11 protein-coding genes are annotated in these 15,160 nt (G+C 62.6%); 7 read left to right on the top strand and 4 right to left on the bottom strand.

The window, feature by feature from the left end; genetic code table 11:
- The first annotated feature begins 189 nt into the window (after positions 1–189).
- Both phaZ and FHW92_RS11610 read left to right on the top strand, forming a co-directional pair.
- A complete protein-coding gene (gene phaZ / locus FHW92_RS11615; RefSeq protein ID WP_168603395.1) occupies positions 190–1,416 on the top strand; it encodes a polyhydroxyalkanoate depolymerase in 1,227 nt (408 codons plus the stop codon).
- 130 nt (positions 1,417–1,546) lie between these two features.
- Positions 1,547–2,509: an FkbM family methyltransferase gene (locus tag FHW92_RS11610; protein ID WP_168603394.1), complete on the top strand. Its 963-nt coding sequence runs from the start codon at positions 1,547–1,549 to the stop codon at positions 2,507–2,509.
- On the opposite strand, the gene FHW92_RS11605 is transcribed toward FHW92_RS11610, so the two are convergent.
- Genes FHW92_RS11605 through FHW92_RS11595 form a run of 3 tightly spaced genes read right to left on the bottom strand, consistent with a single transcriptional unit; the run spans position 2,498 to position 5,166 of the window.
- On the bottom strand, positions 2,498–3,610 hold the full coding sequence (locus FHW92_RS11605) for an acyltransferase (protein ID WP_168603393.1): 1,113 nt from the start codon (positions 3,608–3,610) through the stop codon (positions 2,498–2,500). The two genes, FHW92_RS11610 and FHW92_RS11605, sit on opposite strands and share 12 nt — an antisense overlap.
- Positions 3,611–3,635: 25 nt before the next feature.
- Complete coding sequence (locus tag FHW92_RS11600; protein ID WP_168603392.1) at positions 3,636–5,009, bottom strand: DUF5935 domain-containing protein; 1,374 nt, start codon at positions 5,007–5,009, stop codon at positions 3,636–3,638.
- The gene (locus FHW92_RS11595; RefSeq protein ID WP_168603391.1) at positions 5,002–5,166 is read right to left on the bottom strand and encodes a hypothetical protein; all 165 of its coding nucleotides are present in this window, start codon (positions 5,164–5,166) and stop codon (positions 5,002–5,004) included. The genes FHW92_RS11600 and FHW92_RS11595 overlap by 8 nt, the downstream gene beginning before the upstream one ends.
- Positions 5,167–5,315: 149 nt before the next feature.
- On the opposite strand from FHW92_RS11595, the gene FHW92_RS11590 reads away from it, so the two are divergent.
- The 5 genes from FHW92_RS11590 to FHW92_RS11570 all read left to right on the top strand — a co-directional run bounded on the left by FHW92_RS11590 (position 5,316) and on the right by FHW92_RS11570 (position 14,468).
- A complete protein-coding gene (locus tag FHW92_RS11590) occupies positions 5,316–6,557 on the top strand; it encodes a TIGR04063 family PEP-CTERM/XrtA system glycosyltransferase (RefSeq protein ID WP_168603390.1) in 1,242 nt (413 codons plus the stop codon).
- Between the two features lie 75 nt (positions 6,558–6,632).
- Complete coding sequence (locus tag FHW92_RS11585; RefSeq protein WP_168603389.1) at positions 6,633–7,793, top strand: hypothetical protein; 1,161 nt, start codon at positions 6,633–6,635, stop codon at positions 7,791–7,793.
- A 256-nt stretch (positions 7,794–8,049) separates the two neighbouring features.
- A complete protein-coding gene (gene gltB, locus FHW92_RS11580; RefSeq protein ID WP_168603388.1) occupies positions 8,050–12,690 on the top strand; it encodes a glutamate synthase large subunit in 4,641 nt (1,546 codons plus the stop codon).
- 23 nt (positions 12,691–12,713) lie between these two features.
- Positions 12,714–14,150, top strand: a complete 1,437-nt coding sequence (locus FHW92_RS11575) for a glutamate synthase subunit beta (protein ID WP_168603387.1) — start codon at positions 12,714–12,716, stop codon at positions 14,148–14,150.
- 117 nt (positions 14,151–14,267) lie between these two features.
- On the top strand, positions 14,268–14,468 hold the full coding sequence (locus FHW92_RS11570; protein ID WP_168603386.1) for a hypothetical protein: 201 nt from the start codon (positions 14,268–14,270) through the stop codon (positions 14,466–14,468).
- Positions 14,469–14,493: 25 nt separating this feature from the next.
- Here FHW92_RS11570 and FHW92_RS11565 read toward each other — a convergent pair whose 3' ends face one another.
- Complete coding sequence (locus FHW92_RS11565) at positions 14,494–15,147, bottom strand: N-acetylmuramidase domain-containing protein (RefSeq protein ID WP_168603385.1); 654 nt, start codon at positions 15,145–15,147, stop codon at positions 14,494–14,496.
- Positions 15,148–15,160: the final 13 nt, after the last annotated feature.

The raw sequence follows: 15,160 nt of genomic DNA, 5'->3' as shown, positions 1-15,160 counted from the left end.
CTATAGGATTTTTAGGCGGTTTGGAACCGGGCAAGCAAAGAATGGTTAGCAAGATGAGGGGGTCAGATTGCTCCGACTACTGAATAGTAGGCCCAGGTCGGATTGCAACATTGAAGGAATATGGCGATATGTATGACAACAAGCCGATGGCGTATTCCCCCACCATGACGCCGCGCAAGGGATAAGTTGATGTTATACAACGCTTATGAAATGCAACGCAGCCTTCTTTCGGGCGCCAGCGCCTGGGCCTCGGTGATGGCCGAAACACTGACGAATCCGGCCAATCCGATGGCCGCGCTGGGTCTGGGACAGGTGATGGCCTCGGCTTTGGATGTTTTTTCCCATGCCGCGATGCCGCGGGGCAAACCCAATTTCGACATTGAGACCGTGACCGTCGATGGCGTCTCGCATGGCGTGACGGAGGCCATTGTCCAGCACCGCCCCTTCGGCAATCTGCTGCGCTTCAGCCATGACGGCCTGCCTGCCGATGCGCCCAAACTGCTGATCGTCGCGCCGATGAGCGGGCACTATGCCACGCTGCTGCGCGGGACGGTGGCGCGGATGATGGAACGCGCGGTGGTTTACATCACTGATTGGGCCGATGCGAAGATGGTGCCGATGGAGGCCGGGCGCTTCGATCTGGACGATTATATCGACTATCTGATCGGCTATCTCGAATTTATCGGGCCCAACACGCATATGCTGGCCGTGTGCCAGCCTTCGGTCCCGGCCTATGCGGCAACGGCGATCATGGGCGCGAACAAGCACCCATGCCGCCCGCTGACGCTGACCATGATGGGCGGCCCGGTGGACACGCGCGAGGCGCCCACCAGCGTTAATGACGTGGCCGTCACGCGTCCGCTCAGCTGGTTCGAACATCATGTGATCGCGCAGGTTCCGCTGCATTACCCCGGCGCCGGGCGCAAGGTTTACCCCGGCTTTCTGCAGCTTGCCGGCTTCATCAGCATGAACCTGCATTCGCACATGATGAGCCATTGGCAGATGTTCAAGCATCTGGTCGAAGGCGACGGCGACAGCGCGGATGCCACCAAGGGTTTCTATGAGGAATATCGCAGCGTCTGCGACATGACCTCGGATTTCTATCTTCAGACCATCGAGCATGTGTTCCAAAAGCATTCGCTGCCCAAGGGCGAATTTGTCCATCGCGGCAAGCCGATCGATCTGGGCGCGATCACCGACACCGCGCTGCTGGCGGTCGAGGGCGAGCGCGATGATATTTCGGGCATCGGCCAGACCCGCGCCGCGCTGACGCTGGCGCATAACCTGCCCGAGGCCAACAAGCGCTATCTGTTGGCCGAGAGCGTGGGCCATTACGGCATTTTCAACGGCAGCAAATGGCGCGGAAGGATCGCCCCAGTGGTCGAGGAATGGATGGCCCAGCACGCATCGCGTTGATTCGGCGCTATTCCGTGTAAAAAGGCCCGTGTTACGATTCGGCACAGTAAAAATGCACCATGGTTAACGAGTCTACACCAGTAATTACCCGCATGATAGCCACGTGCTCACCTAAGAACAGGAGAGTAACGTGGCTGTTTCCTTGGCAATGGGCGGCATCGGCATCGCCGCGAAAGAATTAAAACCCAATCCGGGCCTTTTGCTCAAAGCCATTGCCTGTGTGCCTTGGGGTGAGCGCACCTTGCTGCGTTTTTACAAGCGCGTGTACAACCGCTTCTTTCCCCGGAGCCGCGCCACTACCGTGTTTGGCGCCAGTTTCGATTGTGAGGCGGGCGACCTCATTCAGGCCAGCATCCTGCATTTCGGCCTGTGGGAGCCGCATATGACGGCGCTGATGAAACATCTGATCGAGCCGGGGACGGTGATTGTCGATATTGGCGCAAACATCGGCTATTATACGTTGATGTTCAGCCAGTTGGCCGGCCCTGACGGGCGGGTGGTCGCGGTTGAGGCCCTGCCACGACTGGCCGAATATGGGCGAGCCAACAGCGCGCGCAACGGGGCCACCAATGTCGATGTGCGCGGCTGCGCGGTGGCGGCGCAGGCGGGCGAACTGACCATTTATGAAGGACCGCAGAGCAACATCGGCATGACCAGCCTGCTGCCCGGCGCGCATCGCACGAGCGGGGCCAAGGTGAAAGCCCTGCCGCTCGATCAGGTGCTGAGCGCGCAGGAATGCGCTGATTGCTCCTTCATCAAGATCGACATCGAGGGGGCCGAGGTGCCCGTGCTCAATCAGTTCCTTGACCAGATCGACCGCTTCCCCCGCCGCCCGACGCTGGCGGTCGAGGCGACGCCGTCCGAGGATGGCGCATGGCCCGCGCTGTTCGACCGTTTCGTGGTCGCGGGCTATGTGCCGATCCGCATGTTCAACAGCTATGACTGGCTCGACGCGCTGCATTATGAGGACAAGCCGCTGGAGATCGTCCACAGCCTGCCGCGCGAACAAAGCGACCTGTTGATGGTTCACCCTGACAATGCGCGGGCCTTTGCAACGGCCATGGATCTGGTGATGAGCCGCTCAAGCCGTTAAGCGTGCTTCTCCCCGGCGCAGCAGCCAATGCTGCGCCGGTTTTTCCACCAGCCGGTAGAGCGCCGCCGAGGCCGCCAGCACGATCATCAGGAACAGGGCCAGCTTGCCCAGCCCCACCGTCAGATCGGATCCGACGAAGAGCATCTTGAAGACGATAAACAGCAAAAAATGGGACAGATAGGTTGAATAGCTGATCTCGCCCAGCCAGTGCAGCGGACCGGAACGCAGCAGACGCGCAGGCGTGCGGTCCTCCAGCGAAAGCGCAAGGATGAGCGCGGCAAAGGCGCCCGGCACATAGGACGCCTCGGGCAGTTGCAGCACCACACCCCCTTCGAGCAGGGCGATCATCGCCGCCCAGGCCCCGGTGCAGATATCGGGCACATCGCGCCAGCGGGCCCACAGCATCCGCAGCACGTTGCCCATCCAGAATTCCAGCAGACAGCGCATCAGCCCCGTGCGCTGGATTTCATACCCCAGATAATCAGCCGAGCCATGCAGCGCGAAATAAGCCCACAGCGCCGCCAGCAGGGCGCAGCCCAGCGCCACCAGCGCGCCGGTCGACCAATCACGCCACGGCGCGGCCATCACCGTAAAGGGAAACAGCAGATAGGCCGCCCATTCGCAGGAAATCGACCATGCCGGTTCATTCCACATCAGCCCGATGGTCATGCCCCAGTTCTGCATCAGCAACACATGGAGCGGCAATTCGCCCCAGCGATAGAAGCTGGTATCGCGCCCCGTGGCCGCCAGCAGCCCCACCAGCGCGACAAACCCGCCGAGCAGCACCATATGCAAAGGCCAGATCCGCGCGATCCGCCGCAGCCAGAAGCGCGCCATGCCCCGCGCCCCGCGATAGGCCGGATTATCCGCGCCCGAATGCCACAGCACAAAGCCCGAGAGGATAAAGAACAGATCGACCGCCAGATAGCCATGGCTGAGAAAGGCATAGGCCATCGGCCCCACCGTAGCCTTCAGCGTGACGCGCGTGTGGAACAGCACGACATACCACGCCGCCAGCCCGCGCAAGCCCGTCAGCGCATCAAGCTGGGGCGCAAGAGCGCGGGCGCCCGGCAGGGCGGCGGTCTGCTGCGTCCTGTCCATCAACGCCGCCCCCATGGTCGGCCGCTCAGTTGGCAGCGGCCGGGGCGTGTGCCGCCAAAGGCTTTTCTCCCGGCACCTGCATCCGGCGCTGGGCCACGGCCACGGGCGCGGTCTTGCGCCGCACCTGCTGCACCAGCGCGATCTGCAGCGCGATCAGCATATAGACGAAGGGCTGGAACGCGATGCCCACAAAGGCCGCGCCGAGCAGATAGACGAAGTGCCCCTGCTGAAGCGCCAGCGCCAGATCGGCATAGCGCCGGTCCGACGGCGCATCGCTCTTGCGCAACCGGCGGCGCACGCCTTCAAGCTGGATCAGCCCGCTGATCTGCAGCGTCAGCCACAACGCCAGACCCGGCCAGCCCTGTTCGCCCAGCATTTCGAAATAGGCCGAGTGGAAGGCGCGGCCCTGATCCATGATCTTGGTCGAATTGCTGCCGAAACCATCATCCTCGCTCGTGATGATCTCCAGCTTGTTGCCGCGGAAGGCGTCAAAGCCGCCGCCAAAGGGATGTTCGGTCGCATAATTGATCGTCCATTTCCACACCGCAAGACGCGTCGCGGCCGACTGGTCGGACTGATTGTTCTGGATCGTGCCCATGCGGTTGGAGAAACTGTTGGGCAGCAAGGGCTGAACCAGCACCGCCGCCAACGCCAGACCGCCGACATAGAGCCAGCGATATTTCACCGCCCGCATCATCAGCACCGCCAGCAGCCCGGCGCAGAGCAGACCCGTGCGCGCCTCGGTGCCGATAGGGATCAACAGGCCGGCAAAGGCCAGCCCATAGGCGAACAGGCGCGTGCGGCTGTTGGCGGGAAAGATCGTGCCGTCGCGCGCCAGCCAGAGCGCCAGCGGGATGATCGCGATGGCCACGCAGGAAATGGTCGAACCTTCATAGAGGCCGTTATTGTCATTGATGAACAGCTTGAGCGTGCCATAGCCGCCGCCGCCCGCCATGGTTTTCAGCGCGCCGTCCAAGATCAGCGCGGAGGCCGAAAGCACCATCACCAGAGCCGCAGCCTCGATGCGCAATTGCGTGCGCAGCGCCAGCGGCAGGAACATCGCCCAGACCAGCGACTTCCACACCCACGACCATTTATCCGCCGCCTCGACCGGGAAATCGGCCGATTGTGTGGTGAAATAGCAATAGATCAGGAGAAGCAGCATCAGCACCTGACGACCGCTGACCCGCGCGCCCTGTTTGTTGTCGAAAAACAGCCAGCCGACCACCGCGAGAAAGAACACCACCAGCGAGAGCTGGACATTGGTGAGCAGCGCGTAAGAGATCTTTTGCGGCGCAACGATATCGACATAGAGGAAGGCCAGCACCCAGATAAAGGGCTTGCGCAGCCCCATCAGCAGGATCAGGGCGACAAAACCGGTGAGGAAAAGATCAAGCACGGCGCACCCTCCACTTGGCCTTCTTCTCGGGCTCGGCTTCCAGCGGCACTTCTTCTTCGGGCGCGGGGTCGCGATCCAGATCGGCGCGCGTCAACAGGCGCAGCGCGACCAGCACCAGCAGGCCATGGGTCAAGGCGATCGAGAAATAGTCAATCATCGAAGAGATGCCCTCTTTGCCTTTACTTCGCCCTTCGCGCGGCAGCCAAGAATCGGCGGCCTGGAATCAGCAATGCGCCAGCCTTTGATTAAGGCATAGCAAGCAGCAGTTGACGGGACGTTAAGCCTTTATCACCTAGGAATTGCGCCATGACACGCATCCTGCACCTGCTCGACCATTCGCTGCCGCTGCACAGCGGCTATACGTTTCGCACCCGCGCGATTCTCAAGGCGCAGGAGGGGCTTGGACTGGAGGTGCGCGGGGTGACGGGCCTGCGTCATTATGCCGACGGGCCCGATTGCGAGGAAGCCGAAGGACTGACCTTTTACCGCACGCGGGGGCAGGCCAAGGGACCGGCGGGGCTGCGCGAATGGCGCGAAATCGGCGCCTTTTCCCGCGCGGTGGAGCAGGTTTGCCGCGACTGGCGGCCCGATGTGCTGCATGCTCATTCGCCCGCTTTGTGCGGGATGGCGGGGCTGCGGGTGGCAAGGAAGCTGGGTATTCCACTGGTCTATGAAATCCGCGCCTTTTGGGAGGATGCGGCCGTGGGCAATGGCACCGGGCGCGAAGGCGACATCAAATATATGCTGACCCGCACCCTGGAAAATCACGTAGTTAGCGGCGCGGATGCGGTGGTTACGATCTGTCAGGGGCTGAAGGGCGATCTGATCGCGCGGGGCAATGATCCGGCGCGAATCACCATTATGCCCAATGGCGTCGATCTGGCGATGTTTGGCCAGCCGGTGGCCCGCGAATCGGCGCTGGCCGACGAACTGGGGCTGGGCGCCGATGGTTCTTGGGGCCCGGTGATCGGCTTTATCGGCAGCTTTTATGATTATGAGGGCATTGACGATCTGATCGACGCGATGCCGGGCCTGATCGCGGTCCATTCCGATGCGCGCCTGCTGCTGGTGGGCGGCGGGCCGATGGAGGCGGCTTTGCGTGAGCGCGCAGCGGCGTCGAGCGCGGCCCATGCGATCCGCTTCATGGGCCGGGTGCCCCATTCCCAGGTCGAGCGTTACTATGCGCTGTGCGACATCATGGCTTATCCGCGCAAAAAGAGCCGGTTGACCGATCTGGTCACGCCCTTGAAGCCGCTGGAGGCGATGGCGCAGGGCAAGCTGGTGGCGGCGAGCGACGTGGGCGGGCACCGCGAATTGATGAGCGATGGCGTGACCGGAACCCTTTTCACGCCCGACGATCCGGCCGCCTGCGCCAAGGCTTTGGCCGGACTGCTCTCCGATCGCTCAAATTGGCCGCAAAGGCTTGCGGCGGGGCGCTCTCATGTGGAAAATGCGCATGACTGGGCCACCAATGCCAAGCGTTATCTCAATGTTTACCAAATGCTGGCACCGGTTAATGGTGTAAATTCGGAAAGCGAGGCGGCATAACACCCCGATTCGCCCCGGAATACACCGGAAAAGCACATATCGAACACGCAACGGGCAGGACGTAAGGGCGCGACTTTGGCAACGAAGCACACTTCTGCGGGACAGGGCTGGCAAGGCATCACCCATCACCCGTTGTTCGCCACGGTTGTGCCGGTGTGGCTGGCTGCCACTTTCGCACTTTCAACGCTGGCGGTCCGCGGAGAGCTGATCGAGCGGATCGTGCTTTCGGCCCGGCTTGACCTGATCCTGCCGATGGCGACGCCCCCGCTGGGGACGACGGCCCGGCTGTTGTTGGCAGTGGCTTTTGGGCTGGTCGGTGCTTTGCTGGGCTGGGCTGCGGTGCGGGTGCTGGCCCCGCACCAGGCTTTTTCGCAGAGCGCGTGGCAGCAGGCCCGCCGCGAAAAGACCGGCGAATCGGCTCCTCTGCGCCGCCGCAGCGCCGATGCACACCCCGACTTTCCCGCGCGCCAGCCGATTCAGGCCCATGCCGAATTGGGCGCGCATGGTTTCGACAATGACCCTGCCCATGCGCCCGCCCCCGAACCGGCCGCCGCCCCCGGGCCGCAGATGACCGAGGCCGCATTAGGCCCCAGCTATGCCCCTCCCCCGCCGGTGGCCGAAACATGGCAGGTGCTGCACGATGTGCCGCCGCCGCCGCCGCCCGCCGAAGAACCTTCGTGGGACTGGAAGCCCCAGGAAATCGTGGCCATCATGGAGCGGCCGGTCGAAACCAGAGTGAAAACCGCCCCCCCTAAGGCCGAGCCCGTGAAACCCGAGCCGGTGGTTGAAACTCCGGCCATCCAGCCGTTTCGTTTCTTCAAGATCGACCCCAGCCCGGTGGAAGCTGTGGTGGAGACTGAGTCGGCCGCTGAAGCGATCCCTGTGGTCGAAGCCACGTCGGCGGCTCCCTCGCCGCTGGCGACGGCCGAAAAGGCGCCCGAGATTGCAGCCGAGCCCGAGCTGCCTGCCGCACCTGTGGCTGCGGCCAAAAGCTGCGGGGGCTTTCCCTCGCTCAAGCTCGACGGCCCAAGCGCAGCCGACCATATCGCCTCGGCCTCGCTCGATTCGCTCAGCCATGTCGAGCTGCTTGCGCGGCTGTCTCTGGCCCTGCAGCGTCACCAGAACGCCCCGCAGGAAACCAAAACAACCACTTGCGAGCCTGCGCTGGCCCCTGCCCCGGATGGCACCGGCGATGCGCTGCGCGCCGCGCTGGCCTCGCTGCGCGACGTTAAATAGTTTCCCCACACCCTGCCCCGGCGCATGATTACACCGACAAATGGCGCTTAAACGGCAAATCCTTTCGTCAGAAACGCGCCAAATACGCCGTTTGTGTCCTTTCGCGGTTGCAAAAGCTGCGTTCTGACGCCATGGGGCATGATGCGTCATCTCCCCCGCGCCTGCGCGGGTGGGGGATTCGCGCTCCAGATACACGGGTTCAGGTTGCGCCCTGCCAGAGAGACGGCAGAGGGCGCGAGATTGGGATAGATAATCGATGGGATTTCCAGAGCCCCAGGGCCTCTATGATTCGCGTAACGAGCACGATGCGTGCGGCGTAGGTTTTGTTGCCCATATCAAAGGCGAGAAAAGCCATGCCATTATTACGCAGGCACTGGAAATTCTGAAAAACATTGACCACCGCGGCGCGGTGGGCGCCGACCCGTTGCTGGGCGACGGTGCGGGCATCCTGATTCAGATCCCCGATGCGCTGCTGCGCGACTGGGCCAAGGGTGCGGGCCTGACCCTGCCCCAGCCCGGCGATTATGCGGTGGCCATGTGCTTCCTGCCCCGTGACGAGGGCAGCCGCAATTTCGTGGTCGAATATTTCGAAAAGTTCATCGCCAAGGAAGGCCAGACCCTGATCGGCTGGCGCGATGTGCCGGTGAACATCGATGGTCTGGGCAAGGCTGTGCTCGAATCGATGCCGGTCATTCGCCAATGCATCATCGGCCGGGGCGAACATTGCGCCGATCAGGATGCGTTCGAGCGCAAGCTACTGGCCATCCGCAAGCAGACGCAGAACCCGCTGGCCGCTCTGGCCGAAAAGCATGGTCTGCCGGGCCTGACCGAACTGTATATGCCCAGCATCTCGACCCGTACCATCGTGTACAAGGGTCTGCTGCTGGCAACGCAGGTCGGCAGCTTTTACCCCGACCTGTCGAACCCGCTGTGCGTTTCGGCACTGGGTCTGGTTCACCAGCGTTTCTCGACCAACACCTTCCCGAGCTGGAAGCTGGCGCATCCGTTCCGTTTTATCGCGCATAACGGCGAAATCAACACGGTTCGCGGCAATGTGAACTGGATCAACGCGCGCCGCCGCTCGATGCAATCGGAACTGCTTGGTCCCGACCTCGACAAGATGTGGCCGATCATCCCGCATGGTCAGTCCGACACGGCAAGCCTCGACAATGCGCTCGAACTGCTGGTGGCGGGCGGCTATCCGCTGGTCCATGCGATGATGATGCTCATCCCCGAAGCCTGGGCGGGCAACCCGCTGATGGATGCCAAGCGCCGCGCGTTCTATGAATATCACGCCGCGCTGATGGAGCCCTGGGACGGTCCGGCCGCCGTGGCCTTCACCGATGGCCGCCAGATCGGCGCGACGCTGGACCGCAACGGTCTGCGCCCCGCCCGCTTCCTCGTGACCGACGACGATATGGTGGTGATGGCTTCGGAAAGCGGCGTGCTGCCGATTCCGGAAGAGAAGATCGTGCGCAAGTGGCGCCTGCAGCCGGGCCGCATGCTGCTGATCGACTTTGAACAGGGCCGCATCATCGAGGACGAGGAAATCAAGGCCAGCCTCGCCAATGCCGAGCCTTATGAAGAGTGGCTGGAATCGGCCCAGTACAACATCAAGGACCTTGATGTTGTCGAGCCGGAACTAGCCCAGCTGCCGGTCGAAACCACCACGCTGCTCGACCGTCAGCAGGCCTTTGGCTATACGCAGGAGGACGTGTCCAAGTTCCTCGAACCGATGGGCCGCAATGGCGATGATCCGATCGGCTCGATGGGCACCGACACGCCGATTGCCGTGCTGTCGCGCAAATCGCGTCTGCTCTATGATTATTTCAAGCAAAACTTCGCGCAGGTGACCAACCCGCCGATCGACCCGATCCGCGAGGAACTGGTCATGTCGCTGGTTTCGATGATCGGTCCGCGTCCCAACCTGCTGGGCAAGGAAGCGGGCAGCCACAAGCGTCTGGAAATCGACCAGCCCATCCTGACCAACGAAGACGTGGCCAAGATCCGCAGCGTGGAAGCAGCCCTTGACGGCGCGTTCCGCACCGCCACGGTCGATACGACGTGGGACGCCAAGTCGGGCGCCGAAGGTCTGGAGCAGGCGATCAAGGAAATGTGCTGGGCGGCAACCGAAGCGGTGCTGGCCGATCACAACATCCTGATCCTGTCCGACCGTGCGCAGGGCCCGGATCGCATCCCGATGCCCGCCCTGCTGGCCACCGCCGCGATCCACCACCATCTAGTGCGTCAGGGTCTGCGTATGCAGGCGGGCCTTGTCGTGGAAACGGGCGAAGCGCGCGAAGTGCACCACTTCTGCGTTCTGGCCGGTTTCGGCGCCGAAGCGATCAACCCCTATGTGGCCTTTGAAACGCTGGAAGATATCCGCGTGAAAAAGGGGATCCCGCTCGACGCCAAGACGGTGAAGAAGAACTACATCAAGGCGGTGGGCAAGGGCATCCTGAAGGTCATGTCCAAGATGGGCATCAGCACCTATCAGTCCTATTGCGGCGCGCAGATCTTCGACGCCATCGGTCTGTCGAGCAGCTTCATCAACGCCTATTTCACCGGCACGGCCACGACCATCGAGGGTGCGGGTCTGAAGGAGATCGCGGCGGAAACCGTGCGTCGCCACGCGGCGGCCTATGGCGACAACCCGATCTATAAGAACATGCTCGATGTGGGCGGCATCTACGGCTATCGTATCCGCGGCGAAGAGCATGCGTGGACGCCTTCCAACATCGCCAGCCTGCAGCATGCGGTTCGCGGCAATGTTCCTGAAAAGTACAAGGAATTTGCCGAGACGATCAACGATCAGGCCCAGCGCAACCTGACCATCCGTGGTCTGCTGGACTTCCGCAAGGCGGACAAGCCGCTGGATATCAGCGAGGTTGAACCGGCCAGCGAGATCGTCAAGCGTTTCGCCACCGGCGCGATGAGCTATGGCTCGATCAGTTGGGAAGCGCATACGACGCTGGCGATCGCCATGAACCGTATCGGCGGCAAGTCGAACACGGGCGAAGGCGGCGAGGATCCGATCCGCTTCAAGCCGCTGGACAACGGCGACTCGCTGCGTTCCTCGATCAAGCAGGTGGCCTCGGGTCGCTTTGGCGTGACCAGCGAATATCTGGTCAATGCAGATGACATCCAGATCAAGATGGCTCAGGGTGCCAAGCCCGGCGAAGGTGGCCAGTTGCCCGGCGACAAGGTCGACAAGACGATCGGCAAGACCCGTCACTCGACCCCGGGTGTCGGCCTGATCTCGCCGCCGCCGCACCATGACATCTATTCGATCGAAGACCTCGCGCAGCTTATTCACGATCTCAAGAACGTGAACACCGGCGCGCGCATCTCGGTCAAGCTGGTGTCGGAAGTGGGCGTGGGCACCGTGGCCGCGGGCGTTTCCAAGGCGCGCGCCGATCACGTCACGATCTCGGGCTATGAAGGCGGGACCGGCGCTTCGCCGCTGACCTCGCTGACGCATGCCGGTTCGCCGTGGGAAATCGGTCTGGCCGAAACGCAACAGACGCTGATGCTCAACAACCTGCGTTCGCGCATCTGTGTTCAGGCCGACGGCGGCCTGCGCACGGGCCGCGACGTGGCGGTGGCCGCGCTGCTGGGCGCCGACGAGTTCGGTTTTGCAACCGCTCCGCTGATCGCGGCGGGCTGCATCATGATGCGCAAGTGCCACCTCAACACCTGCCCGGTGGGCGTGGCCACGCAGGATCCTGTGCTGCGCGCGCGCTTCACCGGTCAGCCTGAGCATGTCATCAATTACTTCTTCTTCGTAGCCGAAGAGCTGCGCGCCATCATGGCAGAGATGGGCTTCAAGACCCTCGCCGAAATGGTGGGCCGCGTGGACCGTCTGGAGCCCAAGCGGGCGATCCAGCACTGGAAGGCCGAGGGCATCGACCTCTCGCGCCTGCTGCACAAGGTTCCCGACGGCATCTCGCCCAGCCTGAACTGGAGCGAAACGCAAGATCACGGTCTGGCCGGCGCGCTGGACAATGACCTGATCGTCGCGGCCAGCGATGCGTTGATCGAGGGCAAGGCCGTGCGCATCGAGCGCAAGGTCATCAACGTCAACCGCACGGTCGGCGCGATGCTCTCGGGCGAAGTGGCCAAGCGCTATGGTCATGCGGGCCTGCCCGACAACACGATCCATATCGCTCTGACCGGCACGGCGGGTCAGTCCTTCGGCGCCTTCCTCGCGCATGGCGTGACGCTGGAGCTGACGGGCGACGGCAATGACTATGTGGGCAAAGGCCTGTCGGGCGGTCGCGTGATCGTCAAGCAGCCGGACTACGTCAACCGCGAGCCGACCCAGAACATCATCGTGGGCAACACGGTGCTCTATGGCGCGATCAGCGGCGAGGCCTTCTTCTCGGGCGTGGCGGGCGAGCGTTTCGCGGTTCGCAATTCGGGCGCGATCGCCGTTGTCGAAGGCACCGGCGATCACGGCTGCGAATATATGACCGGCGGCGTGGTCGTCGTGCTGGGCAAGACCGGGCGCAACTTTGCGGCCGGTATGTCGGGCGGCGTGGCCTATGTCTATGATGAGGCGGGCAACTTTGCCGATCTGGTTAATCCGGCTCAGGTCGACGTCCTGCCGATCAGCGCGGCGCGCGATGAAGAGGATGGCGCAGGCCGTCCGCAACAGCGCACCGTGTCGGTCTATGACCTGGGCATGGGCGACATGCTGCGCCACGATGCCGAACGTCTGCGTATTTTGCTCGAACGTCACAAGCTCCACAGCGGCAGCAAGCGCGCCGCCGCACTGCTGGAGGACTGGGACAACGCGCTGGCCAAGTTCGTCAAGGTCATGCCGCGTGATTATGCCAAGGCGCTGCGCAGCTTCGAAGCTGAGCGTCTGGCCGCAGAAACTGTGGCCGCAGAATAAGTTCGAGAAGGAAGGAATTACACATGGGCAAGGAAACCGGCTTTCTCGAGCTTGACCGTCAGGACCGCACCTATGCGGACCCGGCGGAGCGCGTGAAGCATTACAAGGAATTCGTGATCCCGCATGCCGAGCCTGCGCTCAAAGCACAGGCCTCGCGCTGCATGAATTGCGGCATTCCCTATTGTCACAATGGCTGTCCGGTGAACAACATCATCCCGGACTGGAACCATCTGGTCTATGAGGGCGATTGGCAGAATGCGCTTGAAGTGCTGCATTCGACCAACAATTTCCCCGAGTTCACCGGCCGCATCTGTCCCGCGCCTTGCGAGGCAGCCTGCACGCTGAACATCGTGGACCAGCCGGTGACGATCAAGTCGATCGAATGCGCGATCGTCGACAAGGGCTGGGAGAACGGTTGGATCACCGCGCAGGTGGCTGCCAAGAAGACCGGCAAGTCAGTGGCCGTGGTGGGTTCGGGCCCGGCGGGTCTGGCCGCTGCGCAGCAGCTGGCGCGCGCGGGCCATTCGGTCACGGTGTTTGAAAAGAACGACCGCGTGGGCGGGCTTATGCGTTACGGCATCCCCGACTTCAAAATGGAAAAGCACCTTATCAACCGCCGCATGGTGCAGATGGAAGCCGAAGGCGTGGCCTTCCGCACCTCGGTCGAGGTGGGCGTGCATGTTTCGGTCGAGTCGCTGAAGGAAAACTTCGACGCCATCGTGCTGGCAGGCGGTGCGGAAGATCCGCGTCCGCTCAACATTCCGGGCTATGAAATGCAGGGCGTGCGCTTTGCCATGGAATTCCTGACCCAGCAGAACAAGCGCGTGGCGGGCGATGATGAAATCCGCGCCGCACCGCGCGGCTCGCTGACCGCCACGGGCAAGCATGTCGTGGTGATCGGCGGCGGCGACACAGGCAGCGACTGCGTCGGTACGTCGAACCGTCAGGGTGCCCTGTCGGTAACGCAGCTGGAAATCATGCCCCAGCCGCCGGTGAAGGAAAACAAGGCTCTGAGCTGGCCGAACTGGCCGCTCAAACTGCGCACCTCGTCGAGCCACGAAGAAGGCGTGTCGCGCGAATTCGCCGTGCTGACCAAGCGCGTCGTAGGCGAAAACGGGGTCGTCACCGGCCTCGAATGCGTCCGCGTCGAATGGGAAGGCGGCAAGATGGTCGAAGTGCCGGGCAGCGAATTCACGCTCAAGGCCGACCTGATCTTCCTCGCCATGGGCTTTGTCGGTCCGCGCAAGCAAGGTCTGCTCGATCAGGCTGGCGTTGAACTGGACGCGCGCGGCAATGTGAAGGCCGACACCAACAATTATCGCACCAGCGATGACAAGATCTTTGCCTGCGGCGACATGCGCCGCGGTCAGAGCCTTGTCGTCTGGGCCATCCGCGAGGGCCGTCAGGCCGCGCGCGCGGTGGACGAGGCGCTGATGGGCGTGACGGAACTGCCCCGCTGATCGGGCACACAAACGGGTAAAAAGAAGCGCCGGCGGGGCAACCTGCCGGCGCTTTTTCTATGGAGCATTGGGCAGGCCATGGCGTAGAATGCCGGCAACACACCGGAGTCGATGCCCATGTTCCTCGACACACGCGATCCTTGGCCTCCGCCCGACCCGTGGAGCCCGCCGCCCCGCCGAGACCGGCCCGAACTGGGCAAACGGCGCGAGGGGGTGATGCTGTCGCTGGTGGGGATCAATCTGCTGCTGCTGTTTATCGCGCCGATTGCCGGGATCACCTTTTTCGACATCGCCCTGGCGCTCTGGCAGAGGTTTTAGGGCGGCCCCAAACCGCCGCCCTGCCTCACTTCATCGCGGCGGCCAGCTTGTTGTGATAGTCGAACTGCACATAAGCGGGGCCGTTATAGGCCTTGGCAAAGGCGCGGCAGGTTTCCGGATTGGTCGAGAGCGCGGCCATTTCGTCCTGCAGCCTGTTGGTCTCGATATAGTGGACCAGCAGGAGATAATGGCCAGCCTCGGACGCAACGGTGGACAGGGCCAGAGCATAGGGCGAGGCATAGTCGAAATCGTCCCAATATTCGCCCAGCACCTGAAACTTGCCCCATGAGCAGGCCATGAAGGCGGCATCGATCTCTCCGGTGACGATCGCGCCCAGCAATTTGTCCCAACTGTTTTCGTTATAACCGCCCGACTGCGGGTTGCTGAAACTGCACACCGAATATTTGCCGCCGGTGTATTTGTGGAATTTATGGCGTTCAAACAGGACCTTGGGGCGGCCGTCTTTGTCGTACCCGCTGCCTGCGGCCTCGACCTTGGCGACGGCGGCCAATTGCTTGACCGACACGCCCAGCCGCGTGGCGAAAGTCTTGATCTGGTCGGCACCGAGCGGGGCCGTGTTCGCGCTGGTAAAAGTGCTTAGCAAGGCTTTACGAGACAAGTCACCCCAGACGCCATCGGGTTTTGCGCCAATAGCTTTCTGCAAATCGATGATGTTCATGGCCATCCCTTTC

Source organism: Novosphingobium sp. SG707, from assembly GCF_012275515.1.
Taxonomy (GTDB): domain Bacteria; phylum Pseudomonadota; class Alphaproteobacteria; order Sphingomonadales; family Sphingomonadaceae; genus Novosphingobium.
This window is presented reverse-complemented; position numbering and strand designations above follow the sequence as displayed.

Coding starts and splice junctions, on each gene's coding strand:
- phaZ (WP_168603395.1), top strand. CDS start 190: ATGTTATACAACGCTTATGAAATGCAACGCAGCCTTCTTTCGGGCGCC.
- FHW92_RS11605 (WP_168603393.1), bottom strand. CDS start 3,610: ATGGACAGGACGCAGCAGACCGCCGCCCTGCCGGGCGCCCGCGCTCTT.
- FHW92_RS11590 (WP_168603390.1), top strand. CDS start 5,316: ATGACACGCATCCTGCACCTGCTCGACCATTCGCTGCCGCTGCACAGC.
- FHW92_RS11575 (WP_168603387.1), top strand. CDS start 12,714: ATGGGCAAGGAAACCGGCTTTCTCGAGCTTGACCGTCAGGACCGCACC.
- FHW92_RS11570 (WP_168603386.1), top strand. CDS start 14,268: ATGTTCCTCGACACACGCGATCCTTGGCCTCCGCCCGACCCGTGGAGC.
- FHW92_RS11565 (WP_168603385.1), bottom strand. CDS start 15,147: ATGAACATCATCGATTTGCAGAAAGCTATTGGCGCAAAACCCGATGGC.
- FHW92_RS11595 (WP_168603391.1), bottom strand. CDS start 5,166: ATGATTGACTATTTCTCGATCGCCTTGACCCATGGCCTGCTGGTGCTG.
- gltB (WP_168603388.1), top strand. CDS start 8,050: ATGGGATTTCCAGAGCCCCAGGGCCTCTATGATTCGCGTAACGAGCAC.